The following is a 26,443-nucleotide window of genomic DNA, read 5'->3' as shown; positions in this document are numbered from 1 at the left end:
TCCGACCATCGAGCGTCACCGCCCGGCCAGGTCGTCCGGCGCTACTGTGCTGCGATGACGCTCTTTCCGTCCGTGGTGGATTCTGTCGAGAAGCTGGTTCTGACCGGTGAGGTTCCAGGGGCGGTGCTGGGTGTCGCCGACGGCGAGCGGCAGTGGATTCATGCTGCCGGTCTGGGTCGTCCTCATGGTGATGCGCTGCGGCCGGACGCCGTGTTCCGGATCAGCTCGATGACGAAGCCGTTGACTGCCGCCCTGACGCTGCAGCTCGCCGACGACGGGGTGCTCGGGCTCGACGATCCCGTCGAGCGTTGGCTACCTGAGCTCGCTGGGCAGCGAGTGCTCCGGCAGCTCGACGGCCCGCTCGACGACACCGTTCCCGCCGAGAAGGCGCCGACTGTCGAAGATTTGTTGCTGATGAAGCTCGGGTTCGGCTTCGCCTTCGAGGTCGACAGCTGCCCGGTCGCGGAGAAGGCGTTCGCGGCGGGGCTCGGATTGGGACCGCCGATGCCGTCCGCGATCCCGCACTCGCCGGACGAGTGGGTACGTCGGTTCGCCGAACTGCCGTTGATGGAGCAGCCCGGCCGGCACTGGCGCTACGAGTTCTCGTACGCCGTACTCGGTGTCCTCCTCGCTCGCGCGGCCGATACCGACCTGCCGACGCTGTTCGGCGACCGCATCTTCACTCCGCTCGGCATGAACGACACCGGATTCACTGTGCCCCCGCATGCCCGCGACCGGCTGATCCCGTGCTTCACCGACGGAACGACCGTCTTCGACGACGTACCCGACAGCGACTGGCTCGTCCCGCCGGCCTTTCCCCACGCGGGCGGCGGCCTGGTCTCCACGGCCGCCGACTACCTCACCTTCGCCACCAGCTTGTCCACCGGAAGCCGGGTCAGCGAAGCGGACGAGCACACGGCCGGAGCGAGTCGAGGCGACGCCCTACCCGGGTGGCGAGCTGCCCGCGGAGTCGCGGCCGGTGAGCGGTTGGCGGACGTCATGGCTGTCGACCGGCTGACACCTGAGCAGCGTTCGGGGCCCTCTGCCCAGATCTTCCTCGACGGCGAAGGCTGGGGCTACGGCGTACAGGTCCGCGCTGCCGGGCCAGGAACCCCAGCCCGCTACGGCTGGGGCGGAGGACTCGGCACGCTCTGGTACTCCTACCCCGAGCACGGCATCTCCGCAGTCCTCATGACCCAGCACCTGCCGCCGTCCCCCGCCACAATCGCTGCCCTGACAGACCCGCTCGACGCAGCTCTCAGCACCTGACGCGATCGGTCCGGGCACGTGACCACCCCCGGCTGACCGAGCCCGCCGGTTCGAGCTGCTGACGAGATCGGTCCGAGCACGTGACCAGCCCCGGCTGACCGAGCCCACCGGTTCGAGCTGCTGACGCGATCAGTCCGCGCACGTGACCAGCTGACGCGATCGGCCCGGGGCCTGGCCGGGCGGCGCGTTAGGCTGCGGGTCTCGCGAGGATCTGCGAGGGTCCTCGACCATCGCGACCGCAAACCGAGGTGCGAGACATGGACGACCTGGCCGGAGAGCTTGTCACCGAGAGCTTCGAGTACGACGGCGGGCGGCAGGTCACCGTGTACGTGCCACCGGAACCAGTCGAGGCGATCGTCTTCGCTGGGGACGGGCAGCTGATCTCCCAGTGGGGCGGGCAACTCGAGGCCGCCGACGGACCGCCCACGATGATCGTTGGCGCCCATCGAACGGATGCCTCGGACGAGATGGAGCGGATCAAGGAGTACTCCCCGTCGTTCGACGAGGAACGGTTCGCGGCGCACGAGAAGTTCTTCGTCGAGGACGTCGGCCAGTGGGTGCGGTCGCGATTCGGAGTCGCATTGCCGGCCGAGCGCACCGCGGTGTGCGGGGTGTCCGCGAGTGGAGAACTCTCCCTGGCAATGGGGATTCGGCACCCGGACATCTACGGCGTGGTCTTCTCCGCCTCGCCGGGCGGCGGTTACCAGCCGCCGACCGAGCTGCCGAGTCCGCTGCCGCGTATCTACCTGGTCGCCGGCACCTTGGAGCCCTGGTTCCAAGAGAACGCGACCCGCTGGGCCGACGCCTTGCGCGACGCCGGCGCCGACGTCGTGATCACGGAACGAGTCGGCGACCACGGCGATCCCTTCTGGGCCGAGGAATTCCCGCTGATGGTCAAGTGGGCCTTCAGCCACTGACCGCAGCCGCCAAGCAGCAGGTCGTCGCGACGACGCCCAGCAGCATGCGATGCAACCTTCTCGGGGCGGATACCGCTCTGTGGTGGTGACGGCGGGGACGCGACCCCGCCTCGACCTTCGGAGAAGGGAACCATGGGTTTGCTCCAGCACTTCCGCAGAATCGTCGTCTCCGTCGCCGCCCTCGGCGCGGTCAGCATCTGTGCGATCGGGCCCGCGCACGCTGGGCTGTACGACGCCACGCAGTACGGCAATCCCGGCGACGTTCCGATCGTCGGCGACTGGGACGGCGACGGCGCCGACGAGATCGGCGTCTACCGACCGAACACGAGCACCTTCTACCGCCCCGGCTACCCGGACATCCGGTACGGCAACGCCGGCGACCTCCCGATCATCGGCGACTGGGACGGCTACGGCGGTGACGAGATCGGGGTGTACCGGCCGGCGACGCGCACGTTCTACACCCGCTACCTGCCGCCGATCGTCTTCGGCAACTCCGGCGACGTCCCGATCGTCGGCAACTGGAACGGCAGCGGCGGCGACGAGATCGGGGTCTACCGGCCGAGCACCAGCACCTTCTACCGGCACGTCCCGGGCAGCAACTACAGCCCGCTCCCCTTCGGCAACCGGGGCGACCGGCCCATCGTCGGCGACTGGAACGGCGGCGGCGCCGACGAGGTCGGCGTCTACCGGTCCGGCACCAGCACCTTCCACCGAATCGGCGGCTACCCCGCCATCGCGTTCGGCAACACCAGCGACGTTCCGATCGCGGGCAACTTCAGCGAGTACCACCCGTACGACGGTCACGAGATCGGCGTCTACCGCCCGGGCACCACCACGTTCTACCCGTACTTGCCCAGATAGCCCGAACCACCGCCGCACCGACGCGGTGAGCTCGGCCATCGGCGTACCAATGACCTGATGAGCGCCCGCACCCCGAGGGTGCGGGCGCTCTTTGTCCTCGCCCGAAAGAGGCCGCTCGACAGGCGGCGGCGTCAACGCGGCAGACAGCCGATGCGACAAATGCGGGATCTTCCACGCCCCACGGCGGCATCCGCTGCGCTCGCGACGTTCACCTCGCAGCGTCCAGGACCTCCCCGCCCACCACCGAAAGCCCGCCAACCGGGTCACCGGAACGGCGTAGCTGATCTCGCTCATCCCATCAAGTGCTGCTGGCGATCGCGTCAACGCTGCTGGAGGCGTACCCGCTGTCGCACCGCCGGGCAGCTGGCTGTCCGGGCCTCCATCGTTCAGTCGCTCCAAGCAGCGGGCCAGTGTCTTCGGCACCGCCCAGCCGAACGTGCAGTTCCTGCTGAACCGCCAGGTCGCCAAGTGGGTCAACCCGAACGGCCCGGCCGACAACCGCTCGCAGTTCAGCCCGCACGACTTCGTCCGCAGCGCCGGCACGCTCTACAGCCTGTCCAAGGAAGGCACCGGTACGGCGGGCCCGTTGGTCGCCGGCCTCACCGTCGCGATCGTAGAGGCGGCCGAGGAGTACGCCAAGACCTGCCCGATGCCGGTGACATGTTGCGCGCGGCCAGTGGGGTCAGCTGGGCACTGGCGACGGACAGACGGTGCGACGACCTCCGGCGGTGACGCCGCGCACGACCTCACCACCGAGCCCTGTCGGGCCGGCTCGGAGGTGGGCGCCAAGCAGCTCGTACGACGGCATCCCAACGCGTTGTGGCCATGCCCCGGGCTCCGTCGATCCCGGGGCCGGCCAGGACAGTCCCGGCTGCCGGGCACCGGGGGCCGGGGGCCCGGGGGCCCGGGGCCGGGGTCAGAGGGTCAGAGGTCGGGGGGCCTGGGGGCCGGGGTCAGGGGCCTGGGGCCTGGGGCCTGGGGCCTGGGGCCTCGCGGCCTGGGGCCTCGCGGCCCCTGGTCGTGGTTGCACGACGGTCCTGCGGCTACGGCGCTGGTCGCTGCAGTGGCGGCGCGCGGTGGAGGACCAGGCAACAAAGGCTGTGCTGCTTGCTGTTGCCGGCGTTCGGCGCGGTCGAACCCGGGGCCGGCCGGAACAGTCCCCGGCGGGACGGGAGCCGGCGGCCGAGGCCGGGTCCAAGGTCCGGAGCTTGGTCCGCGGTCCGGAGCCGAGGTCCGGAGCCGGGTCCGAGGTCGGGGGCGGAGGGCAGAGGCAGACCTGGGCACCGGGATCCGGTGAGCCCGCGGCCGAGCCGGGCCCGGGATCCGGAGGCCGAGCCGGGCCCGGGATCCGGAGGCCGAGCCGGGCCCGGGATCCGGGATCCGGGGGCAGGATGCCGGGCCCGGGATCCGGAGCACGGGATGGGCCGGGATCCGGGGCACGGGCTGGGCCGGGATCCTGGGCACGGGCTGGGCTGGATCCGGGGCCGGGGCAGGGGCAGGGGCTGGGGCTGGGGCGGGCATGGGCACCGGGATCCGGAGAGCCCGGGGCCGAGCCGGTGCCGAGCCAGGCCCGGGATCCGGGGGCAGGGCCGGGATCCGGGGCACGGGCTGGGGAATGGAGGCAGCCGGATGCCGCCCGGCCGGATGAGGGTCCAGCGGGAGGGTGCGGTGTTTGCGTGGCGTGGGGTTGGCGCCTCGGAGGGGTCGCCTACTACTCCGGCTCGGTGGGGGATTGGATCCAGCCGGTGACCACCGGGAGGCCTGTGGGGCGGTGGATGGCGGTGAAGGCGAAGGGGTGGGTGAGGGCTACGGCCAGGCGGGGGGAGGCCGGCATCAGGGCGGCTGTTCTGGTCATGCCGATGGCGGTGATTGCGGCGGCTTCGAAGCCGGTGGCGTGGAAGCGGGCTAGGACGGACTGGTTTGCTTGGCCGACGGCCAAGGGGTCGGGGCTGATGGCGGAGAAGTGGCCCTGGGGACCAGGGTCGGTGCTGACTGTGTTGAGGCCGAAGAGGGATCGGAGCGCCAGCAGGTCGTGCTCGGCTGAGACGGAGAACGAGGGTAGGGCGAGCGTCAGGTCGGGGGCGGCTGCGGTGGTTTGGGAGAGGGTCAGGGCGGGGGCTAGTTGCTGGCCGGGCTCGGCTTGGTTGATGAGGGTGGTGCCGGGGCGTCCCTCGGCGGGGTTGGCGATGGCGGTGAGGAGGGCGGTCAGGACGTCGGCTTGAGGAGTGTTGGGGGATGCGATGCCTAGGACGACGTCTACATCGGCGTCACCTGCGACGGTGATTACGGTCAGAGCGCCGGCGGTCGGGTCGTCGTGGACTCGTACGGCATCCAGGTCGGAATCGGTGCGGTCCAGCCAGTGCCAGGCGCCGGACCAGTCGCCCTCGTGGATGCGTTTGATCTGCTCGCGGAACGGGCGGACCCAGGTGGTGTGCAGGGACAGCGCCGAGGCGAGGACGAGCGCCAGATCGGGTGTGAACTCCAGCGGCATCTCGCGGATCAGCCCGTCGGTGTGTTCGGCGGCCCAGGCGTCGAGGTTGGCCTTGTCGACCGAGGGATCGCCGACGAGCGTGCCGGTCAGGTCGGTGGGCAGGACGCTGTCGAAGGACTCGCTCAGCTTGAGCTGCTGGTGCACCCAGAGGCCGAGGGCGGCGTGCAGGTCCGACGCCTCGTCGAGGGCACCGATGAGCTCCACCGCTTGCGCGGCGGCTGTCGCTGGGTCGACGCCGGCGGCTTCGGCCAGCTCGGTGCGGCCTGGTTCGTCGGCGGCCGTGGACAGCAGGGCGAGCAAGGGCCACAGGCCCAGCCCGGAGATCACGGTGTTCCCCGGGGCTAGGCTGCGCGCCCAGCGTGAGGTGAGGCTGTTGACCGCGGTCACGACGTTGGCATCCATGCGTTCCACCCTGCCACGGCGAAGAAGGCCTCAACAGGAACCGAGCACGCACTCTCCCAGCACTTTTCATGCACCAGCGGCCCACCCACCAGTTTCCAGCGGAACGACGGTGATTTTCATTTGCGAGCACGGACGGTAGTCGATCCGGCGCAGGGTGCTGTGTCAGGATGCCGCCCATGAGCACGCCCGAAGTGACGGAAAACCCCGAGCTGGCGCCGTCCCAACCACCCGATGAGAACCATCAGCACAAGGAGCCCGCCGGCTCCTCGATCGCCTTCACGATCACCCTCGTCGTCCTGGTCGGCCTCGCCCTGTTCGGCCGCAAACTCTTCGCGGGCCTGTTCACCGACGACGGCGTCCGCACCTGGGCCACGATGTTCGTCGGCGTCACCGTCCAGGCCCTGCCGTTCCTCGTACTAGGCGTGCTCCTCTCCGCAGCCCTGACCGCCTTCGTCCCGGCATCCTTCTTCGCCAAGGCCCTCCCGAAGCACCCCGCCCTCGCCGTCCCGGTCGCCAGCGCGTCCGGCGTGATCCTCCCCGGCTGCGAGTGCGCCTCGGTCCCGGTCTCGGCCGCCCTGATGAGCCGCGGCGTCACCCCCGCCGCAGCGATCGCGTTCCTCCTCTCGGCCCCGGCGATCAACCCCGTCGTACTGGCTTCCACCGCAGTCGCTTTCCCAGGCCAACCCAAGGTCGTCGTCGCCAGAGCGCTCACGTCACTAGCAGTGAGCATGGCGCTCGGCTGGCTCTGGCTCCTGACCGGCAAAGGCAGCTCCTGGCTCAAGATGCCCAAGAACCGCCACGCGGAAGGCACCGCCAAGCTCGAGGTCTTCCGCTCGTCGATGCTGCACGACTTCCTGCACGCCGGCGGCTTCCTGGTGATCGGTGCGGCCGCCGCGGCCACGCTCAACGTCGTGGTCCCGCGCGAGTGGCTCGACCACGTCGCGAGCAACCTGCTGCTCTCGGTCGTCGTACTGGGTCTGCTGGCGGTACTACTGGCGATCTGCTCGGAAGCGGACGCGTTCGTCGCGGCCAGCCTGACGCAGTTTTCACTGACCGCGCGCCTCGCGTTCATGGTCGTCGGGCCGATCGTCGACGTGAAGCTGATCGCCTTGCAGGCCGGAACGTTCGGGCCGAAGTTCGCCGTACGGTTCGCGCCGGCCACGTTCGTGGTGGCGATCGTGGCCAGTCTCCTCGTCGGATGGTGGTTGCTGTGAAGCGCAACGTCGCAGGTCTCGTCGTGGTCTTCGTCGGAGCGGCGATCGTGCAGCTCGCGATCTCCAACACCTATCTGCGGTACGTGAAACCCGGCATGCGCTGGATGCTGCTCGCCGCCGGCGTCATCCTGATCCTGCTCGCCGTCGCCGACGTACTCGCCGACACTCGCAACAACAAGCCACAAGACGACGGCCACAACCACCACGGCCTCCCCCGCGCCGCCTGGCTGATGCTGATCCCGGTCTTCGCGCTGCTCGTCGTCGACCCGCCTGCGCTCGGCGCCGACGCCGCCCAGCGCCAGTCCCCGGTGGCGGCCAAACCGGTCGCTCCGAAGGGCAACTCGTGGCTCGCCGACAGCGCGCAGAACGTCGGACCGGTACCGTTGGCGGTGAGGGACTACGCCGTCTGGGCCGTGTGGGAGAAGGAGAGCATGAAGGGTCGCGACTTCCAGCTCACCGGCTTCGTCACGCCCGGCAAGAACGGCAACTGGTACGTGTCCCGCATCGGCCTGACCTGCTGCGTCGCGGACGGTATGGCGTTCATGGTCGAGGCCCGCGGCCAGGCGGCCCCGCCGAAGAACCAGTGGGTCACCGTCACCGGCGAGTGGGCCGAGCCGACCAAGCGCGCCGACGGCGATGTCGCCGCGCTGACCGTGTCCGAGGTGAAGAGCGTGACCGCGCCGGCCAATCCGTACGAGTGAGATGACCACGCCACGGTCCACCGCTGACCTGCTCGACGGCCTGTCCCGCAAGAAGCGCTACAAGTACGTCTTCTTTTGGGGCGACACCCCGCGCCGCGACGGGCAGGTCGACGCGAGCTGCCTGAGCCAGTGGTTCCACGCGTCGTTCACCGTGGACGGGGTGCGCTACCGGACGGCCGAGCACTGGATGATGGCCGGCAAGGCCCGTCTCTTCGGCGATCGCGACGCCGAGCAGGCCGTGATCGCCGCGGGCCATCCCCAGCAGGCGAAGGCGATCGGCCGCCAGGTGAACGGGTTCGACACCGAGACCTGGCAGCGCAGCCGGCTCGATCTGGTTGTCGAGGGCAACGTGCACAAGTTCGCGCAGAACGACGCCCTGCACGACTACCTGCTCGGCACCAAGGACCGCGTCCTGGTCGAGGCCAGCCCGGTCGACCGCATCTGGGGCATCGGTCTGGCCGCCGACGACGACCGCGCCGAGCACCCGGCGCAGTGGCGCGGTCTCAACCTGCTCGGCTTCGCCCTGATGCGCGCCCGGGACCAGCTCAGCCAACCGGAGCAGTGACAACCGGCCGAGAAACACGAGGCCGGACCACCGCGCACGCCATCCCACCCATGATCAGTACGGCGGCCACAGCCTGCTGCAGGCCGACTGCCTCGCCGCGGAGCAGCCAGGCCGCCCCCATCCCCACCACAGGCACCAGCAGCGAGAACGGCGCGACCGTACTGGCGTCGTACCGGCCCAGCAGGAAGCCCCAGGCCCCGAAGCCGAAGAGCGTGGCGACAGCCGCCAGGTAGAGCAACGCGGCCACTCCACCCAGGTCGATGCTGCGCAGAGCATCCAGGTCAGTCCGAGGACCCTCCACCAGCAGCGACAGCGCAGTCAGCGGCAGTACGGCGACCGCACTCACCCACACCATGAAGCGCAGCATGTCCTGCGGCTTCGCGTGCCGGGTCACCGTGTTCGACACACCCCAGCAAGCCCCGGCCGCGATCACCAGCAGCAGCGCACCGAGCGGCGACGCCAGCCCGCGGTCCAGCACGATCAGCAGCAGCCCCAAGCAGGCAACACCGATCCCGAACAGCTGCGCCCGCCGCGGCCGCTCCCGCAGTACCAGTACGGCGAACAGCACAGTGAAGATCACCTGCGACTGCAGCACGAGCGACGCCAGCCCGGCCGGTACGCCGTGGTCCATCGCCACGAACAGCAGCCCGAACTTCGCCACCCCCAGTGCGAGCCCGACCGCGATCACGTACCGCCAAGCAACTCGCGGCCGCCCGAGAATGAAGATCGCCGGCACCGCCGCCAGGAGGAATCGCAACGCCGAGAACAGCAACGGCGGGAACTCCTCCAGCCCGACTTCGATGACAACGAAGTTGATCCCCCAGACGAGGACGACGGCGAGTGCGAGCAGCACGTGACGAGGGTTCATACGTCCAAGGATGGAGCGGGCTACAGTTAAGGACCAGCACAGATTGCTACCACGCACGATGTAGGAGTGCTACATGATCGACCTCGGCCGCCTGCGCGCCCTGCACGCCGTTGCCCTGTACGGATCGGTCGGCAGCGCGGCCGACGCGCTCGGCTACACGCCGTCCGCGGTCTCCCAGCAGATCGGCAAGCTCGAGCGCGAGACCCGTACGACGCTGCTGGAGAAGCGTGGTCGCGGCATCGTGCTCACCGACGCCGCCCAGGAGCTCGCGGCCACCGCGTCGAAGGTGCTCGAGCTCGTCGAGGACGCCGAGCTCCGCCTCGAGGAGCAACGCGGCCAAGCCATCGGCGAGCTCGTCATCGCCGCGTTCCCCACCGCCGCCCGCGGCCTGCTCCCGGTCGCGCTGCCAGGGCTGATCGAGAGCAACCCTGCGCTCGACGTACGGGTCGTCGAGATGGATCCGTTCGACGCTGTCACCGCAGTCCAGCGCGGGGAGGTCCACATCGCGGTCGTGCACGACTGGGCCAACACTCCGCTCACGCTGACCGAGGACCTGTCCCGCACCAAGCTGGGCACGGATCCGGCCGACGTGCTCGTCCCGGTCGGGCATCGCCTGGCCGGCAAGGAATCCGTCCGCGCGACCGATCTGGTCGGCGAGCGCTGGATCTGTCAGCCGCCCGGGACGATCTGCCACGACTGGCTGGTCCGGACGATGCGCAAGGCCGGCGTCGAGCCCGACATCGTCTACTCGGTCGCCGAGTACCAGACCCAGATCGCGATGCTCGACCGCGGCCTCGGGATCGGCATGATCCCGCGCCTCGGCCGCGGGCCGCTGCCACCAGGAGTCACGGTGGTCCCGCTGCAGCCCGCGCCGAGCCGTCGCCTGTACGCCGTCTGGCGTACGGCGACCGCCCGCAGGCCCGCAGTCGCCGTCACTCTGGGCGCTCTGAAGACCGCCTGGCGGGACCGCAGCACCGCCTGAACACCCCCAGCGGAACTCTTGGCGGTAACGATCAGCGACCGATTGACAGCGATCGGCATCCTCGCTAAGTTCCCCGGAACCGTTAGGAAACCTTCCTATTAGGTTCCGATGCAAGTCCCCACTCCGTCCACCGCCCCCGGCGAAGTAGGAGGCAATTCGCGATGACGCGTACCCGCCGCTGGTCCGCACTGGCCGCCAGCACCGCGCTGGCCGCCACTGCCCTGGTCACCACGAGCGCGAGCCCGAGCTCGGCCGCTCCCGTCCGCTACGAGTCCGAGACCGCCGCCATCTCCCAAGGCGTCGTCGAGTCCAACCACGCCGGCTTCACCGGCACCGGATTCGTCAACTTCGACAACGTCACCACCAGCTCGCTCGAGTACACCGTGACCGTGCCGTCGGCCGGCCCGTACTCGCTGAAGTTCCGCTACGCCAACGGCACCGCCACCAACCGCCCGCTCGACGTCGCGGTGAACGGGACCCTGGTCTCCAACGACCTCGGCTTCCCCGGGACCGGTGCCTGGACGACGTACCAGACCGTCACCGCCAACGCGAACCTCGTTGCCGGGACCAACAAGATCAAGACCAGCTCGGTCGTCGCCGAGGGTGGTCCGAACGCCGACTCGCTGACCGTCGACACGGTCACCGCCGCCGCGACCCCGGTCGCGATCAACGGCCAGCTCCGCGTCTGCGGCGTCAAGCTGTGCAACCAGTACGGCAAGCCGATCCAGCTGCGTGGCATGAGCACGCACGGCCTCCAGTGGTACAGCCAGTGCGTCAAGACCGCCTCGTTGGATGCCTTGGCCAACGACTGGAACGCTGATGTCCTGCGGATCTCCATGTACATCCAAGAGGGCGGCTACGAGACCGACCCGCGCCGCTTCACCGACATGGTGCACGGCTACATCGAGGAGGCGACCAGGCGCGGCATGTACGCGCTGGTCGACTGGCACCAACTGACGCCGGGTGACCCGAACGCCAACCTGGCCCGGGCCAAGACGTTCTTCACCGAGATCGCCGACCGGCACAAGGACAAGAACAACATCATCTACGACATCGCCAACGAGCCGAACAACGTCTCCTGGGCCGGCATCAAGTCGTACGCCGAGCAGATGATCCCGGTGATCCGCGCCAAGGACTCCGACGGCGTCGTGTTCGTCGGCACCCACGGCTGGGCCTCGCTCGGGATCTCCGACGGCCGCACCGAGGCCGACATCGTCAACAACCCGATCAACGCGACGAACTTCATGTACACGTTCCACTTCTACGCCGCGTCCCACAAGACCGAGTACTTCAACGCGCTGTCCCGGGCCGCCGACAAGCTCCCGCTGTTCGTCACCGAGTTCGGCACCCAGACCGCGAGTGGTGACGGCGGCAACGACTTCACCAACTCGCAGAAGTACCTGGACTTCCTGGCTGCCAAGAAGATCGGCTGGACCAACTGGAACTTCTCCGACGACTTCCGCTCCGGCGCCGTCTTCAAGGAAGGCACCTGCTCGGGGAACAACTTCACCGGTACGTCGGTCCTGAAGCCGGCCGGGGTCTGGATCCGCGACCGGATCCGCACCGCCGACGACTTCCCGACCAGCTGATTCGCGCCCGGGCCGGTCCTTCCGCCCCCAGGACCGGCCCGGGTCTCCCCTGAGTCCTCACCGCCCCCTCCGAAAGGACAACTCATGGGACGAGTACTCCGCACGGCACTGCCTCTTTCGCTCCTCGCTGCCGGACTCGTGGCCGGTCCGGCGTACGCCGCGACCATCGACGTCAGTACGGCGGCGCAGCTGAAGACGGCGCTCACCAGCGCCAAGCCGGGCGACACGATCAAGCTTGCCGACGGCACCTACACCGGCAACTTCAAGACCACGGTCTCCGGCAGCTCGTCGTCGCCGATCAGCCTCACCGGCAGCGCCAAGGCGGTCCTGACCGCGGGTGGCGGCTACGGCCTGCACCTGAACGGCGCGTCGTACTGGCAGGTCAAGGGCATCACCGTGACCGGTGGCCAGAAGGGCATCATGATCGACTCCGCCACCCGGGTGGTGATCGACGGCGTCACCGTGCACGGCCTGGACATGGAAGGCGTGCACTTCCGCAAGTCGAGCACGTACGGCACGATCCGCAACTCCAGGATCTACGACACCGGCAACGACGGCCGGGGCATGGGCGAAGGCGTGTACGTCGGCAGCGCCGGCGGTACGTCGGACAAGTCCGACAACGTCCAGATCCTCGACAACACGATCGGCCCGGACGTCGGCGGCGAGGCGATCGACCTGAAGGAAGGCACGACCGGCGGGCGCGTCGCGGGCAACTCCTTCGACGGCCGCGGCCTGACCGGCGCGAACTACGACGACAGCTGGATCGATGTCAAGGGCAACAACTACGTGATCGAGAACAACACCGGCAAGAACACCACCAACAACGGGTTCGAGACCCACACCCAGCAGTCCGGGTGGGGTTGCGGCACGGTGTTCCGCAACAACCGGTCCGACCTGACCGGCGCGACCGGCAGCGGCCGGTACGCGTTCAACATCACCAACTACAACGCCTCCAGCTGCAAGGTCACGATCGACCGCAGCAACACCGTCACCGGCGGGAACGGCCTGGCCAACCCGGGCATCCCGATCGGCTGAATCATCGGGGGCACCTTGGATGCCTCCGGGCTCACTCGCCGTCGACGAGGATCCGCAGCTTGGTCTCGGTCTCCTCGTCGGCGGCGGTGTAGACCGTCGCCCGGGTCCGGCCGAGCCGGTTCAGCCACAGGTTGACCGGTTCGATCTCGAGCCGCCCGACCCGCGGGTTGTTGACCACCTTGACCTTGTTGCTCGGCGCCGCGACGTCGTACCGGTTCCAGAAGTCGGCGAACTCGGCCGACTCGGTCAGCAGCCGCTGCGTCATCTCCTGCCAGCTCGGCTCCCCGAGATGGTCGGCGGAGGCCGCGCGGTAGCCGGCGACCATGTGCAGCTTCATCGTCTGGGCGTCCTCGAAGGAGCACTGCCACTCCTTCGACACGAAGCTCAGCCAGAGGATGTTCCGCTGGTCCTCCGGGACCTGGGTGAAGTCGAGCATCACCTTGCAGTACGCGTCGTTGAACGCGAGCACGTCGTACCGGGCATTCAGGACCAGGGCCGGGTACGGCGAAGCGCGGTCGATCATCTTCTGCACCGACGGCGGCAGGCCGACGCAGTCGCCGGTCACCGGACCGATCGGCAGCCCGGCCAGCGTGTACAGGTGATTGCGCTCGAGCCGATCCAGGCGCAGCGTCCGGGAGATCGACTCGACCACCTGGGTGGACACGTTGATGTCGCGGCCCTGCTCGAGCCAGGTGTACCAGGTGACGCCGACCCCGGCGAGCTGCGCGACCTCCTCGCGCCGCAGGCCCGGCGTACGACGGCGGCCGCCCGGTGGGAAGCCGACCTCCTCGGGCTGGATCCGCTCGCGGCGGCTGCGCAGGAACTCCGCCAGCGCGCGGCGTCTCTCGTCCGGCCGGGTTGCCTGCAGCATGCTCACCTCTCCATGGTGGTCCAGTGCGCTGGCCTGCGAAAGGCTGGTGCCGGGTGGTGTCAGTAATAGGATAAACAGGCTCTCACTACCTGGATCGCGGTGAGCGCACGCTGGTCTTATGACACAGACCTCCGCTCCGCCCATCGGCGCGCCTGCCAAGTCGCCCCTCGGGCCGGTGGCGCTCACCACCCTGCTCTTCGGCGCCTTCCTGCCGATGCTCTCCTTCTTCATCATCAACGTCGCGCTCCCGGCGATCGGGACCGACCTGCACGCCACGCCCGGCGAGCTCCAGCTCGTGGTCGGCAGCTACGGCATCGCCAACGCGACCCTGCTTGTCGTCGGTGGCCGGCTCGGCGACGGCTTCGGCCGGAAGCGGCTGTTCCTGATGGGCCTGATCGGGTTCACCGTGACGTCACTGCTCTGCGCGATCGCCCCGACGATCGGTGTCCTGCTGGCCGCCCGGGTGCTCCAGGGCGCGACTGCAGCAGCCATGACTCCGCAGGTGCTCGCGTCGATCAGCAGCCTGCTCACCGGCGAGCACCGGGCGCGGGCGCTGGCCATGTTCGGTGTCGTCGGCGGAGCGGCCGCGGCGCTCGGGCAGATCCTCGGCGGCGTACTGGTCGAGGCCGACGTGTTCGGGCTCGGGTGGCGTGCTGTCTTCCTCGTGAACGTGCCGGTGGGTCTCTTCGCGGTGGTTGCCGCAGTGAAGCTGCTGCCTGAGACGCGTGCTGACAAGGCTCACCGGGTCGATCTGGTGGGGGCTGCATTGCTCGCACTGACGCTGGTACTCCTGCTGCTGCCGTTGACCGAGGGACGCCCGCTCGGCTGGCCGCTGTGGACGTGGCTGTCGCTGGCGGCCGTCGTACCGGCTCTTGCGCTGCTTGGACTGCACCAGCACCGGGCGGAGAAGGCCCAGCGGGCTCCGCTCATCCCGCCGACTGTCCTGCGCCTGAAGGCGATGCGGCTCGGGCTGCTGCTGGCGATGGCGTTCTTCACCACGTTCGGTGGGTTCATGTTCGTGTTCGCCCTGGCAACGCAGGGCGAGGCCGGAATGTCCCCGCTGGAAGGCGGTCTGAGCCTGCTGCCGATGGCGGTCGGGTTCCTGATCACCTCGGTCTACGGTCCGCGGCTGCAGGCCCGGTACGGCGCCGGCCTGATCGTCCGCGGCTGGCTGATCCAGGCCGTCGGGTACGCCGTACTGGCTGCTGTCGCGCTGGCACTCTGGCCGGAGGTGACTCCGTGGACGCTGGCCGTACCGATGCTGATTGCCGGCTTCGGCAGCGGACTGGTGATGGTGCCGCTGATGGGAGTCGTAATCGGCCAGGTGCCGCCTGCACAGGCCGGACTCGGCAGCGGGATCCTGCTGACGAGCCAGCAGACCTGTCTGGCGCTCGGCGCAGCCACAGTCGGTACGGCATACCTCTCACTGTCCGGTACTTCGTGGGGCCAGGGCGGAGCGCTGGCGGCGGTCGCACTGGCCATCACCGCGATCTCGTTGCTGATGACTCCGGTGACTCGTCAGCTGCGCTCTTAGGCGTTCAGCTCCAGTGGTCGGGGCGTAGCAGGCTGCTGGGGATCCTGGTGGTGCTGTCGCCCTGGGCCGCGTTCACCTGGGACTGCGTGACGAACAGCGCGTCGGTGAGGTCAGCGTTGCGCAGGTCGCTGTCACGGAGGTCGGCGCCGATCAGATCCGCCTTGCGGAGGTCGGCGCCGGCCAGGTCGGCTGCGATCAGATAAGCGCCGCGGAGATTGGCCCGGCTGAGGTCGGCCTTGCGGAGCTTGGCTCCGACGAGGTCGGCGCCCCGGCGTTCCTTCTTCTTGTTCTGCGTGCCGCGGACCAGTTTGCTGGTGGTGATCAGCAGCTCGTTGACCTGGGCGCGTTCGTTGCCCAGGTCAACATCCAGGACCGGCTGCTGGGTCAGGGCCTCAACGTGCTTGGCGCTTCGCTGCAGCTCGGAACGGATCGGCGCGGCCTCCGGGCGCTGCTGCGCGTCGTACAGGTACCAGAGCAATTCGTGCAGCTGCCGCATGATCGGTAGCGCGGCGAACATCTCCTGGCCCGGCTGCTCGCGCCAACTCGTCCCGGCCTGCGCCGAGATCTTCTGGCCGGCGCCGAAGCAGTCGTAGACCGTGCAGCCGTTGAAGCCTTCGGGACGCAGCTTCTGGTGGATGCCACAGCGGAAGTCCTGCCGCAGGTTCGGGCAGGGCTCGCCGGCCGGTTTGTCGATCGCGAAGTCGGCCGACCGGGCAAAGGTCAGCGCGACGCAGCACAGGCCGAAGCAGCTACCGCAGTCGGCGCGGAGCTCGTCGTTCACTTCAGTTCTGGTCGGCGACCGTCTGGCCGGTCCGGCGCCAGCGGATGCCGGCCTCGACGAACTCGTCGATCTCCCCGTCGAACACACCCGAGGTGTTGCCGGACTCGAACTGCGTCCGCAGGTCCTTCACCATCTGGTACGGGTGCAGGACGTAGGAACGCATCTGGTCGCCCCACGAGCCCTGGACGTCACCGCGCAGCGAGTCGATCTCGGCCCGCTCCTCGGCCTTCTTCAGCGCGAGCAGCTTGGCCTTCAGGATCACCATCGCGCTGGCCTTGTTCTGCAGCTGCGACTTCTCGTTCTGGCAGGAGACCACCGTGCCGGTCGGGATATGGGTGATCCGGACCGCGGAGTCGGTGGTGTTGACGCTCTGACCGCCCGGACCGGAGGAGCGGTACACGTCGATCCGCAGCTCTTCGTCCGGGACGTCGATCTCGTCGGTCTGCTCGAGCACCGGGACCACCTCGACCGCGGCGAACGAGGTCTGCCGGCGACCCTGGTTGTCGAACGGGGAGATCCGGACCAGCCGGTGGGTGCCCGTCTCGACGCTCAGCGTGCCGTACGCGTACGGCGCCTTGACGCCGAACGTGGTCGACTTGAGCCCGGCCTCTTCGGCGTACGACGTGTCGTAGACCTCGGTCGGGTACCCGTGGCGCTCGGCCCAGCGCAGGTACATCCGCTGCAGCATCTCGGCGAAGTCGGCGGCGTCGACGCCACCCGCGCCGGAGCGGATCGTGACCAGGGCCTCGCGCTCGTCGTACTCGCCGGACAGCAGCGTGCGGACCTCGAGGGACTGGATCGACTTGGCCAGCGCGGCGATCTCCTTCTCGGACTCGGCCAGGCTGTCGGCGTCGTTCTCCTCGCGGGACAGCTCGATCATCACGCCGAGGTCGTCGACCCGGCCGCGGAGCTTGGTCACCCGCTCCAGGTCGGCCTGCAGGCTGGATAGCCGCGACGTCACCTTCTGCGCGTTCGCCTGGTCGTCCCACAGGTCAGGCGCGGCCACCGCCTCTCCGAGGTCGGCGATCTCCCGGCGCAGGGTGTCCAGATCGAGCACCTTCTCGATCGAGGTCAGGGTCGCGTCGAGTTGCTTGAGCTCCGCGTCAAAATCCAGTCCAGCCACAACCATGCAGCGTACCCGGTGACCGTGCTTCGCCGGGAATCCATTGTCCGGTCACCTCCACGCACGGCGCAGCGCCTCGAACACCTCCGCGGTCGCACGCTCCAGTTGCGCGTTCGACTCTCTCAGCTGCTCAGGGGTTGCATTCAGCGGCATGATCACCGCCAACTCCCCTTCCAGCACCTTCTGCGCGGCCGCGAACTGAGCGGCGACGAACCTGGCCTTGAGCGGCTCGATCTCCGGATCGCGTTCCTGGAGCGCGGCGGCGAGCGTGCGCTCCATCTCCTCGGCGATCTGCCGACGGCGAGCGAGCAGCGCCTGACTCTCCGCCATCGTCCGGCTGAACTCCCGCCAGGTTTCGAGGTGACCGTTGGCCAGCCGTCCGCGGACCACGGTCAGGTACTGCTGTTCCAGGGTGTCGATCGGGTTCTGGTCGGGCGACGCGTTCCTGATCGCCTCGGCGGGGCCCAGCCACCAGCCGGTCTCGTCGAAGAACAGGTCTTCCTTGGTCGGGAAGTGGTTGAACACGGTCTGTACGGCGACGTCGGCCGCCTTCGCGACCTCGGCGACCGTCACCGCGTCGAACCCGCGCTCCAGGAACAACTCCGTCGCGACGTCGGAGATCACCTGACGGGTCTGCTGCTTCTTCCGCTCCCGGCGGCCGATCTCCATGGACACATCCTAGAGCGTCATGCTTTACTCTTTCCAATCTTGTAGTCACTACATCTTTGGAGTTCATCCATGACCATCTTGATCACCGGCGGTCGCGGCAAGATCGCTCGCGCTCTTGCCGCCGGACTCGTTTCCGCCGGCCGCGACGTCCGGATCGCCAGCCGTTCGCCGCAGGACCTCCCCGGCTCGGTCGGCTGGGACTTCGACGACCCGTCGTCCCTGTCCGCGGCCCTCGACGGCATCACGCAGGTCTTCCTGTACGCCGAACCGTCGACTGCCGGTCTCTTCCGTACGGCGGCCGACGCCGCCGGCGTACGGCAGGTCGTACTGCTGTCGTCGATGTCCTCGCAGGCCGACAACGACGAGGCCGCGGGCGATCCGCACGCGGAAACCGAGGCTCTGGTCGGCAGCGGCTCGTACGCGACGACGTATCTGCAGCCCGGTGCGTTCATGACCAACGCGCTCTTCTGGTCACACTCGATCCGCGCGACGGGTCAGGTCCGGCTGCCGTATCTGGAGGCCGAGGAAGCGCCGATCCACGAGCAGGACATCGCGGATGTTGCTGTTCGGGTGCTGCTGGACGGCCCCGGCGGGGAGCACGACGGGCGGGGTTATCCGCTCACTGGTCCTGAGTCGATGACCCGTCGAGCGCAGTTGGCTCAGGTCACCGAGGTCACCGGTGCTTCCTTCGAGGCCGTCGACCTCACCGCCGACGAGGCGCGCGTGGAGATGAGCGCCCTGGGCCGACCCGCCCAGATCGAGGCGCTGCTCGCGTACTGGGCCTCACGGGTCGGCAGCCCGCACCCGATCGAGCCTGCGGTCGAGAAGCTGACGGGGCACTCGGGGCGGACGTTCCGTACGTGGCTCGCGGACCACCCGGGAGTGTTTGCCTAAGGCAGGATCGAGTCGATGTAGCCGCCGTCCACGCGGACGGCGCCGCCCGTGGTGACGGAGGCCTGCTCGGAGCTCAGGTAGACGACCATGTTGCCGATCTCGTGCGGTTCGATCAGGCGCTCGATCAGCGAGTACGGCCGGTGCTCCTTCATGAACTGGCGCTGCGCCTCGTCCCACGGCAGGTCGTCGCCGACCAGTTCAGCGACGAACTCCTCCACGCCCGGTGTGTGCGTAGGCCCGGCCATCACCGAGTTCACCGTCACGCCGGTCCCCGCCGCCGCCTTCGCGTACCCCCGCGTCACCGCCAGCAACGCGGTCTTGGTCACGCCGTAGTGCACCATCTCCAACGGCGTCACCACGGCCGAGTCGCTGGCGATGTTCATCACCCGCCCGAACCCGCGCTCCATCATCCCCGGCAGGTACATCCGGATCAGTCGTACCGCCGACAGCACGTTGACCTCGAAGTACCGCCGCCACTCGTCGTCGTCGATCTCCAGCACCGGCTTCGCCCCGAAGATCCCGAGATTGTTCACCAGGATGTCGAGCTCGCCCGCCTTCGCCTTGAGCGCCTCGGCCCCCTCAGCAGTGGCAAGATCCGCCCCGACCGGAATCAGCTCTGCCGACGGCACTTCCTTCGCGATCGCCTCAGCGGCCTTCTCGGTCTTCCCTTGATCCCGCCCATTGACCACCACACTCGCGCCGGCTCTGGCCAACTCAGTGGCAATCGCCTGCCCGATCCCTTGGCTGGATCCCGAAACCAACGCCCGCCGCCCTGCCAGATCGATCCGCATTACCCCATGGTGCCCCACCGCCCCCTTACCCCAAACCCACCTACAAGTTGCCACCGACAACAACTAACTCCAGACAGCGGGCGAACTTCAGCGCACGGGGACGACGGCCGATGCGCTGGAGGCGATCTCGGCGTTCTCCTGCCAACCCGGTGGGGTGAACGGAAGCTCCACGCTCGACGTCAGCTCCACCGTCACCGTCGTACCGGTCACCTCCGCCGACCAGTCCAACCCATCGAAGCGCTCACTCGCCGACACCGTGTCCAGGTAGTCAGCCGCCAACCGCCGAGCCTCCTCGGGATCGATCTGCGCGTTCCCACCACTCCCGGTCTGCGCATAGATCGCCGCCAGCCCATTGGCCGCGGCCAGCACAGCCCCGTCCGCCGTCGAATCCAGATCTCGCCGTACGAGAAACACCTTCGAGATATCGGTAACCACCACAACCATCAACAGCACAATCGCCGCAAACCCGACGATCAACACCGTCATCTGCCCGCGCTCATCCCTCTCGCGCCGCACTCTCCAGCTCACGGCGAACCCTTCGCTTCCCGGTAGTCGCCGTACGGCTCGGTGTGCGACGCCGACACATGAACCGCCGGCCGCTCCCCACCCAGCGCCTCCGGAATGAACGGCAACGGCACCGCGTAGTCCAGCTCGACCGTCACCGTCGAACCCGGCTGCAAACACTCCGGATCGCACGTGATCTTCAGATCGCCGGACTCCAGCTCGATCCCTTGGTCCTTCATCGCCAACCGCGCCGCCTCGAACGCCCGCGCCCGTGCGTCATCCTCGGTCAACCCCGAAGGCACGATGATGAACGCCCGCCCAGCAGCCCGCGTCGCCGCCGTCGCCCCGTACGACGCCCGCTGCACGTCGAAGACCCCCAGCATCACGTAGATCAAGGGCACCAACAGCAGCAACGCCAGCCAGGAGAACTCCACCACCGCACTCCCACGCTCCGCACGCGACGGCGCTGCTGGCCGCACCACCGAACGCAGAGCCTCGCCGCCTGCACCTCCGACCCGCACCGCGACCCCCCTCACCAACTCTCCGCGACGCGCCCCTTTCCCCGAGGGCCCACGCTGCGCCTCTCCTAGGGGGAGCTCCCGCGGCCTCATTCGCCGGTCTCCTTCACCGCGTGGCCTTCGACACTGAAGTCGATCCCGGGCCCCCATAGCCCAAGCGCCGGCATGTGCGCCGCGATTGCCACGCGAACCACCGGCTGCCCGTCGATCTCCGTCTCTTCGGCGGTGACCGACTCGATCAGCTCGGCGCGGACCACCCCATCAACCAACTCCCGCGTCCGCGCCTCTCCGTCGGCGGTGTCGCGGTTGAGCACCGCCGCGTACAAGGCACCCTCGGATGCCGCCGCGGTCATCGTGTTGCGGATGTAGAGGAACAACCCGACCTGCAGGATCCCCAGGAACAACGGCACGACGATCATCGTCACCAGCACGAAGTCGACTACCGCCGACCCGCGCTCGTCACGACGCCGCTCGTTGCCCTGGGCCCCGGTCATTTACCGCTGACGGATTCCAGGGCGCGTTCGAGCATCTCCTGCAGCTGCTTGCCGGCGACGCCCCACAGGAGGACCACCAGGCCGGCGGTCATCACCGTGATCAGGACCCATCCGGGAACGTCGCCGCGTTCCTTTTCGGCCGGGCGTGGTTTCAGGACCAGGGTCAGCAGGAGTCTGGTCATCAACAGGGACATGGTTTCTCCTCGTTTCATCCGGCGATCAGCCGGATGCCGACAGCGCCTGGGTAGAAGGCGAACAGGATGGTGACGGGCAGCACCAGGAACACGACGGGCACCATCATCGCGACCTCACGACGAGCGCCCGACTCGATCAGCTCGCGCCGGCTCGCCTCGCGGATGTCGCCGGCCTGCGCACGCAGTACGTCGGCCAGCGGCGTACCGCGTTCGAGCGCGACCGCCAGCCCGTCGGCAAACCGCGACAAGGCAACCAACCCCGTCCGGTCCGCCAGGCCGTCGAGCGCGCGGACGAGCGTCGAACCCGCGCGAGTCTCCGCGAGCACTCGCTGCAGCTCGTCGGCTAACTCCCCCTTGCACGACCGGGCCACGCGATCGAGCGCCGCAGCCGGACCTTCACCGGCGGCGACCGACAACGCCAGCAACTCAGCGACCGTCGGCAACTCGGCCAGCAAGCGCCGCTCACGGTTCCGCACCTGCGTGCTCAGGTACGTGTCCCGCGAAAGCACCCCCATTACGGCGAGCAGCGCGCACAGCACCAGCAAACCGACCGGGTTCCCGTACCCGAGCGACAGCATGACGAGCGCGAACAGCAGCCCCGCACCGAACCCAGCCGTCCCCCACAGCACCTGCTCGATCCGGAACTCCTCCACGCTCCGATCGATCCCCGCCCGCGCCAACCGCCGCCGGATCGACACCGCCCCGCCAAGGATCCGCTCCAGCCGAGCCGCTCCCGCGCGCAACGACGGCCCGAACATCCGCAGGATCGCGTGGAACGGCGAACTCGAGTCGACCACGCCGGAGAACACGTCGGCCCCGGCGAGATCCCGCAGGTACGGCCCGATCCGGTCGTCGACCGTCGGCTTCCGCAGGAACGGCAGCCGCCGAACGATCAGCAACAGGCTCGCACCGAACACCCCACCCAGCAGTGCCCCCAGCACCAGAGGGTTCATCGTCTCCTCCACCTCATCGCAGCACCCGCTCAGGCTCCGGCAGGCGACCGATCCGCAGCATCACGCGATAGGCGACCACACAAACAACAGCCCCGATGCCGATGATCAAAGCCCCGACCGGCGAGTTGTACCGCTGAATCACATCCCCCTGGAACGACAGCAACCCCAGCACCAACCACGGCGCCGCCACCGCAACCCGAGCCCCGTTCACCGACCAGGCCTGACGCGACTCCAGCTCCGACCGCGTCCGAGCGTCGTCCCGCAGAAAGCTCGACAGCGACCGGAGCAACCGTCCGAGATCACCCCCACCAACCTCCCGTGCGATCCGCAACGCCTCCACGACCCGATCACCCACCGGATCGGCCAGCCGCGCCTTCAACCGATCGAGCGAGTCCGCGAACCGCCCGGTCGACGCGTAGTCCGCCCCGAACCGCCGGAACGGCTCGCGCAACGGCAAGGGCCCACGCTCCCCGACCTGCGCCAGCGCCTCCGACAGCGAGAGCCCAGCCCGTACGGCGGAAGCGATGTTGTCCACCACGTCCGGCCACAGCTCCCGAAACTCCCCCAGCCGCTTCCGCGCCCGGCTCTTCAGCAGCGCGATCGGCACCCCACCGGCCATCAGCCCGAACACCACGCCGACCGGCAACGCCGCCGACACCACGAACATCAGCACGAACGCGACGAACCCCGTCACGAAACAAGCGCCGATGAACGCACCCGGCGTCACGCCCTCGACCCCGGCCCGCGCCAGCAGGTCCCGGCTGCGCGCGGTCAGCCGCCCGTCGGTCTTCGGCTTGTCCTCGTACGGCGCGATGAACGACCAGACGACCAGCAGGATCCCGATCCCGAAGAACAGCCCGAGCAGCAGTCCCATCAGTTCACCCCGCGCGGCAGCTCGGTCAGCAGCCCGGCCGGCGAGTACCCCGCCTGCTGGAACCGCTCCGGGTGCGGCAACTGGCCCTCGGCCCGGCGCAGCATCCCGTCGTGCAGGCCGAACAGGGTCTCGGTCTCGATCGTCTGGTCCTCGATCCGGCCGCTGACCGCGACGATCTCGCGCACCCGGCGCTGCCCGTCGCTACCGATCCCGAGGTGCACGACCAGATCGACGCAGCCCGCCACCGTCGGCAGCACAAAGCGGCTGCCGATGTTCTCTCCGGCAAGCAGCGGCAGCGTGCACATCTTGGTCAGCGCCTCGCGCGCCGAGTTCGCGTGGATCGTGCACATGCCGGGGAGGCCGCTGTTCAGAGCGAGCAGCAGATCCAGACACTCCTCTCCTCGGACCTCGCCCACGATCAGCCGCGACGGCCGCATCCGCAGCGACTCCTTGACCAGGTCCCGCAACCGCACCTCACCGGTGCCCTCCAGCCCGGCCTGGCGCGTCTGCATCGACACCCAGTCGGGAATCGGCAGCTTGATCTCGAAGACCTCTTCACAGCTGATCACCCGCTCCCGCCCCGGGATCGAACCGGCCAGCGCGTTCAGCATCGTGGTCTTGCCCGCCTGGGTGCCTCCGGCAACCAAAATGTTGAGGCCGACGGCAACGGACGCGTCGAGCACCGCGGCCGCGTGCGGCGTCATCGACCCGAGCGCGACCAGGTCGGTCAGCTTGGTCGCGCGCACCGTGAACTTCCGGATGTTGATCGCTGCGTACCGCTGGGTGATACCGCCGAGCACGATGTGCACCCGGCTGCCGTCGGGCAGGCGGGCGTCGGTGAACGGCTGCGAGACGTCGATCCGCCGACCGGTCGTCTTCAGCATCCGCTCGACCAGGTCGGAGACCTCCTCCTCCGTCAGCACCGTCGTGGTCAGCTCGTGCCGGCCTTCACGGGCGATGAACACCCGGGAAGGCTCGTTGATCCAGATCTCCTCGACCTTCGGGTCGTCCAGGTACCGCTGGAGCGGCCCGAAGCCCGCCACCCGGTCGTGCACCTCACGGCTGACCGCCTCGACGTCGCCGATCGGCGGGACGATCCCGGTCAGGCTGCGTTCGTCGTACTCGCGGACGACGGTGGCCACGATCGTGCTGACCGCACCGGGGTCGCGCAGCGGGTCGATGCCCTCGCGCCGGACGACGTCGCGGACCTGCGCGTCGATCAGCTCGACCGCCTCGCCCCGGTCGAACCCGTTGCGGCGCGCGGCGACCCTGTCCGCTGTCATCGTCTCCCCGTGTCCGTCGCTGTTCCGGCGGCGACCGTCTCGTCACCCTGCGCGATCATTGTCCCAACCCGGAGGGCACCCGCGCCAACCCGATCCGCCCGACCTGTGGATAACCGGCCGGTGGGCAGAGGCCGCCCGACCGTAACCATCCGATCACGCTCCGGTCCACCCCGGTTGCAGCTTGTTGCAGAAATCCTCCCGTACGCCGTACGCCGGGAAGCCGCTGTAACCAAATCACCGCGTCGTGGCGTCGTACCCAGTGAGACCACGACGAAGGGCAGTGATGGGATCGACGACGGACGATTTCGAGGAGTTCGCCAGAGCGCGGACCCCGCAGCTGTACCGGACGGCCTGGCTGCTCGCCGGAGACCCGCACCACGCCGAGGACCTGGTCCAGGAGACGCTGGCCAAGATGTATCGGTCCTGGTGGCGGATGCAGCGGATCGAGAACCCCGCGGCGTACGCCCAGACCGTCCTGGCCCGGACGTTCATCTCGCAACGGCGCAAACGCAGCTGGAGCGAGCAGCCGACGGCCGCGTTGCCGGACGGTGTCCACCACTCCGGTGACCTCGAACTACGCCTCGCCCTGCGAGACGCCCTGGCCGAACTGGCTCCCCTTGATCGTGCGGTCTTGGTGCTGCGGTTCTTCGAAGATCGCAGCGTCGAACAGGTCGCGCTCGATCTCGGCAAGAACGCCGGTGCGATCAGGACCCGGACCTCTCGTGCCCTGGACCGTCTGCGCGCGGTGCTCGGCGACGACGTCCACCTGATCGCTCTCTGACTCGCAGGAGAAACCCGATGAACAACTTGAACGACAGCTTGCCCGACCTGATGCGCCGGGCGACCGACGACCTCGAGCCGGAGTCGAACGACCTGGTGGAACGCGGTATCCAGCGCGGCGTGACATTGAGACGTCGCCGTACGGCGATGCTGAGCCTCAGCGGTGCCGGCGCGGTCCTGGCCACCGCGGGCATCATCGTCGGCGGCACCCAACTGTTCGCCGGCAGCACGCCGGAGCCCACCGTCGCCGGCCCGTCGACCGCCGCGCCGAGTACCGCGGCCAACGGACCGGCCGCCGTACCGGGCTCGCCGGCCGCGACTCTCCAGACGCTGCGGGGACTCCTGCCGCAGAACCTGAAGCAGTCGTCGGCGAAGGGCGGCTACGAGAACAACAGGCACCGCGCCGAGGTCGTCGTCGACGACGGCAAGGGCGCCTCGCTGCTCGCCCTCGAGATCGTCACCACCAAGCCGAACCCCGGCTGCGAAGGTCTGCACGGCACCTGCACCGTGCGCCCGGACGGATCGGTGTTCACCTCGTTCGCCAACGAGTCGATCTTCCCGTACGACGACAACCCGGCGCGGAATCCCTGGGGCGTCAAGAACACGGTCGTGGAGATCTTCTACCCCGACGGCCGGCTGATCAGCATCTACAACTACAACGCGCCGAAGCAGAGCGGTGTCGCGCACACCCGCACGAACCCGCTGTTCTCGGTCCAGCAGCTCACCGCCCTGGCCAACAGCGACCAGTGGGTCTTCCCGAAGGAGCAGGACGGACCGATCAAGCGGGCGGGCAACGGCAAGCCGACCGTACCGCTCGAGCAGACCCAGCAGATGCTGAAGAGCGTGCTGCCGAGCGGACTGCAGCTCACCAGCCCCGAGACCTGGGGCGGTGGCAGCAACGGCCACAACGGCGCGGCGTACGTCGTCAACGACGGCCAGGGCGCCGCGCGGGTCGAGGTGATGGTTCAGTACGAGACCCCGGTGACCAAGTGCACCGGCGAAGGACCGCAGCACTGCAAGGTCCGGCCCGACGGCTCGGTCACCGGCTGGTCGAAGAACGAGCCGTCGTACGGCGACGAGCGGCAGGCGATCAACGGCGTGCTCGCCAACCGGGTCGAGATCCACTACCCGAACGGCCGGATGATCACGATGACCAGCTACAACGGGCCGTCGGAGAAGGACGACAAGCACACCCGCGCGAAGCCGACGTTCAGCACCGACCAGTTGCTGACGATGGCCGGAACTCCTGGGTGGAAGTTCCCCGGAACTGGTACAAAGTAGGACTC

General features: G+C 68.7%; 27 protein-coding genes. 13 read left to right on the top strand and 14 right to left on the bottom strand.

Annotated elements, in window-relative coordinates:
• Positions 1–54 precede the first annotated feature (54 nt).
• The 3 genes from ACYVIO_RS15530 to ACYVIO_RS15520 all read left to right on the top strand — a co-directional run bounded on the left by ACYVIO_RS15530 (position 55) and on the right by ACYVIO_RS15520 (position 3,047).
• Positions 55–1,269: a serine hydrolase domain-containing protein gene (locus tag ACYVIO_RS15530; protein ID WP_460651459.1), complete on the top strand. Its 1,215-nt coding sequence runs from the start codon at positions 55–57 to the stop codon at positions 1,267–1,269.
• Positions 1,270–1,526: 257 nt separating this feature from the next.
• Positions 1,527–2,186 (top strand): alpha/beta hydrolase, encoded by a 660-nt coding sequence (locus tag ACYVIO_RS15525; RefSeq protein ID WP_460651458.1) that lies wholly within the window; start codon positions 1,527–1,529, stop codon positions 2,184–2,186.
• A gap of 132 nt (positions 2,187–2,318) precedes the next feature.
• Positions 2,319–3,047: a hypothetical protein gene (locus tag ACYVIO_RS15520; RefSeq protein WP_460651457.1), complete on the top strand. Its 729-nt coding sequence runs from the start codon at positions 2,319–2,321 to the stop codon at positions 3,045–3,047.
• Between the two features lie 1,711 nt (positions 3,048–4,758).
• Here ACYVIO_RS15520 and ACYVIO_RS15515 read toward each other — a convergent pair.
• A complete protein-coding gene (locus ACYVIO_RS15515; RefSeq protein ID WP_460651456.1) occupies positions 4,759–5,940 on the bottom strand; it encodes a serpin family protein in 1,182 nt (393 codons plus the stop codon).
• A gap of 176 nt (positions 5,941–6,116) precedes the next feature.
• Between ACYVIO_RS15515 and ACYVIO_RS15510 the strand changes: the two genes are divergently transcribed.
• From ACYVIO_RS15510 to ACYVIO_RS15500, 3 genes are read left to right on the top strand one after another with little or no spacing between them, the layout of a single operon-like run.
• The gene (locus ACYVIO_RS15510; RefSeq protein WP_460651455.1) at positions 6,117–7,154 is read left to right on the top strand and encodes a permease; all 1,038 of its coding nucleotides are present in this window, start codon (positions 6,117–6,119) and stop codon (positions 7,152–7,154) included.
• The gene (locus ACYVIO_RS15505) at positions 7,139–7,855 is read left to right on the top strand and encodes a TIGR03943 family putative permease subunit (protein WP_460651454.1); all 717 of its coding nucleotides are present in this window, start codon (positions 7,139–7,141) and stop codon (positions 7,853–7,855) included. The genes ACYVIO_RS15510 and ACYVIO_RS15505 overlap by 16 nt, the downstream gene beginning before the upstream one ends.
• 1 nt (position 7,856) lies before the next feature.
• Entirely contained in the window at positions 7,857–8,420 is a 564-nt protein-coding gene (locus ACYVIO_RS15500) for an NADAR family protein (protein WP_460651453.1), read from the top strand.
• Here ACYVIO_RS15500 and ACYVIO_RS15495 read toward each other — a convergent pair.
• Positions 8,401–9,288 carry an EamA family transporter gene (locus tag ACYVIO_RS15495; protein WP_460651452.1) on the bottom strand — a complete coding sequence of 296 codons (888 nt, stop codon included), beginning with the start codon at positions 9,286–9,288 and terminating at the stop codon, positions 8,401–8,403. The genes ACYVIO_RS15500 and ACYVIO_RS15495 overlap by 20 nt on opposite strands.
• A gap of 73 nt (positions 9,289–9,361) precedes the next feature.
• On the opposite strand from ACYVIO_RS15495, the gene ACYVIO_RS15490 reads away from it, so the two are divergent.
• The 3 genes from ACYVIO_RS15490 (at position 9,362) to ACYVIO_RS15480 (ending at position 12,894) form a co-directional block, all read left to right on the top strand.
• Positions 9,362–10,270, top strand: coding sequence for a LysR family transcriptional regulator (locus ACYVIO_RS15490; RefSeq protein WP_460651451.1), 909 nt, complete (start codon positions 9,362–9,364; stop codon positions 10,268–10,270).
• A gap of 161 nt (positions 10,271–10,431) precedes the next feature.
• The gene (locus ACYVIO_RS15485; RefSeq protein WP_460651450.1) at positions 10,432–11,859 is read left to right on the top strand and encodes a cellulase family glycosylhydrolase; all 1,428 of its coding nucleotides are present in this window, start codon (positions 10,432–10,434) and stop codon (positions 11,857–11,859) included.
• Between the two features lie 84 nt (positions 11,860–11,943).
• Positions 11,944–12,894 carry a right-handed parallel beta-helix repeat-containing protein gene (locus ACYVIO_RS15480; RefSeq protein ID WP_460651449.1) on the top strand — a complete coding sequence of 317 codons (951 nt, stop codon included), beginning with the start codon at positions 11,944–11,946 and terminating at the stop codon, positions 12,892–12,894.
• A gap of 31 nt (positions 12,895–12,925) precedes the next feature.
• Here ACYVIO_RS15480 and ACYVIO_RS15475 read toward each other — a convergent pair whose 3' ends face one another.
• A complete protein-coding gene (locus ACYVIO_RS15475) occupies positions 12,926–13,765 on the bottom strand; it encodes a helix-turn-helix transcriptional regulator (protein WP_460652088.1) in 840 nt (279 codons plus the stop codon).
• A gap of 118 nt (positions 13,766–13,883) precedes the next feature.
• Between ACYVIO_RS15475 and ACYVIO_RS15470 the strand changes: the two genes are divergently transcribed.
• The gene (locus ACYVIO_RS15470; RefSeq protein ID WP_460651448.1) at positions 13,884–15,299 is read left to right on the top strand and encodes an MFS transporter; all 1,416 of its coding nucleotides are present in this window, start codon (positions 13,884–13,886) and stop codon (positions 15,297–15,299) included.
• 4 nt (positions 15,300–15,303) lie between these two features.
• Here the strand turns inward: ACYVIO_RS15470 and ACYVIO_RS15465 are convergent, their stop codons facing one another.
• Genes ACYVIO_RS15465 through ACYVIO_RS15455 form a run of 3 tightly spaced genes read right to left on the bottom strand, consistent with a single transcriptional unit; the run spans position 15,304 to position 17,872 of the window.
• Complete coding sequence (locus ACYVIO_RS15465) at positions 15,304–16,080, bottom strand: pentapeptide repeat-containing protein (protein ID WP_460651447.1); 777 nt, start codon at positions 16,078–16,080, stop codon at positions 15,304–15,306.
• A 1-nt stretch (position 16,081) separates the two neighbouring features.
• Positions 16,082–17,203 carry a peptide chain release factor 2 gene (prfB, locus tag ACYVIO_RS15460; protein WP_460651446.1) on the bottom strand — a complete coding sequence of 374 codons (1,122 nt, stop codon included), beginning with the start codon at positions 17,201–17,203 and terminating at the stop codon, positions 16,082–16,084.
• A 51-nt stretch (positions 17,204–17,254) separates the two neighbouring features.
• Positions 17,255–17,872: a TetR/AcrR family transcriptional regulator gene (locus tag ACYVIO_RS15455; protein WP_460651445.1), complete on the bottom strand. Its 618-nt coding sequence runs from the start codon at positions 17,870–17,872 to the stop codon at positions 17,255–17,257.
• A gap of 69 nt (positions 17,873–17,941) precedes the next feature.
• Here ACYVIO_RS15455 and ACYVIO_RS15450 point away from each other — a divergent pair, with 69 nt between their 5' ends.
• Positions 17,942–18,766, top strand: a complete 825-nt coding sequence (locus ACYVIO_RS15450; protein WP_460651444.1) for an SDR family oxidoreductase — start codon at positions 17,942–17,944, stop codon at positions 18,764–18,766.
• Here ACYVIO_RS15450 and ACYVIO_RS15445 read toward each other — a convergent pair.
• The 8 genes from ACYVIO_RS15445 to ACYVIO_RS15410 form a co-directional block, all read right to left on the bottom strand.
• Entirely contained in the window at positions 18,763–19,557 is a 795-nt protein-coding gene (locus ACYVIO_RS15445) for an SDR family NAD(P)-dependent oxidoreductase (RefSeq protein ID WP_460651443.1), read from the bottom strand. The two genes, ACYVIO_RS15450 and ACYVIO_RS15445, sit on opposite strands and share 4 nt — an antisense overlap.
• Positions 19,558–19,644: 87 nt before the next feature.
• Entirely contained in the window at positions 19,645–20,043 is a 399-nt protein-coding gene (locus tag ACYVIO_RS15440) for a Tad domain-containing protein (RefSeq protein WP_460651442.1), read from the bottom strand.
• 38 nt (positions 20,044–20,081) lie between these two features.
• Complete coding sequence (locus tag ACYVIO_RS15435) at positions 20,082–20,495, bottom strand: hypothetical protein (RefSeq protein WP_460651441.1); 414 nt, start codon at positions 20,493–20,495, stop codon at positions 20,082–20,084.
• Between the two features lie 173 nt (positions 20,496–20,668).
• Complete coding sequence (locus ACYVIO_RS15430; RefSeq protein ID WP_460651440.1) at positions 20,669–21,073, bottom strand: TadE/TadG family type IV pilus assembly protein; 405 nt, start codon at positions 21,071–21,073, stop codon at positions 20,669–20,671.
• Positions 21,070–21,267, bottom strand: a complete 198-nt coding sequence (locus tag ACYVIO_RS15425) for a hypothetical protein (RefSeq protein ID WP_460651439.1) — start codon at positions 21,265–21,267, stop codon at positions 21,070–21,072. Before ACYVIO_RS15425 ends, ACYVIO_RS15430 begins: the two co-directional genes overlap by 4 nt.
• A gap of 14 nt (positions 21,268–21,281) precedes the next feature.
• A complete protein-coding gene (locus tag ACYVIO_RS15420) occupies positions 21,282–22,220 on the bottom strand; it encodes a type II secretion system F family protein (RefSeq protein WP_460651438.1) in 939 nt (312 codons plus the stop codon).
• Positions 22,221–22,233: 13 nt separating this feature from the next.
• Positions 22,234–23,094, bottom strand: coding sequence for a type II secretion system F family protein (locus ACYVIO_RS15415; RefSeq protein ID WP_460651437.1), 861 nt, complete (start codon positions 23,092–23,094; stop codon positions 22,234–22,236).
• Entirely contained in the window at positions 23,094–24,377 is a 1,284-nt protein-coding gene (locus ACYVIO_RS15410; RefSeq protein WP_460651436.1) for a CpaF family protein, read from the bottom strand. Before ACYVIO_RS15410 ends, ACYVIO_RS15415 begins: the two co-directional genes overlap by 1 nt.
• A 283-nt stretch (positions 24,378–24,660) precedes the next feature.
• On the opposite strand from ACYVIO_RS15410, the gene ACYVIO_RS15405 reads away from it, so the two are divergent.
• A complete protein-coding gene (locus ACYVIO_RS15405; RefSeq protein WP_460651435.1) occupies positions 24,661–25,158 on the top strand; it encodes a SigE family RNA polymerase sigma factor in 498 nt (165 codons plus the stop codon).
• Between the two features lie 17 nt (positions 25,159–25,175).
• Positions 25,176–26,438 carry a hypothetical protein gene (locus ACYVIO_RS15400; RefSeq protein ID WP_460651434.1) on the top strand — a complete coding sequence of 421 codons (1,263 nt, stop codon included), beginning with the start codon at positions 25,176–25,178 and terminating at the stop codon, positions 26,436–26,438.
• The last annotated feature ends 5 nt before the right edge of the window (positions 26,439–26,443 follow it).

Source organism: Kribbella endophytica (genome assembly GCF_054781295.1).
This window is presented reverse-complemented; position numbering and strand designations above follow the sequence as displayed.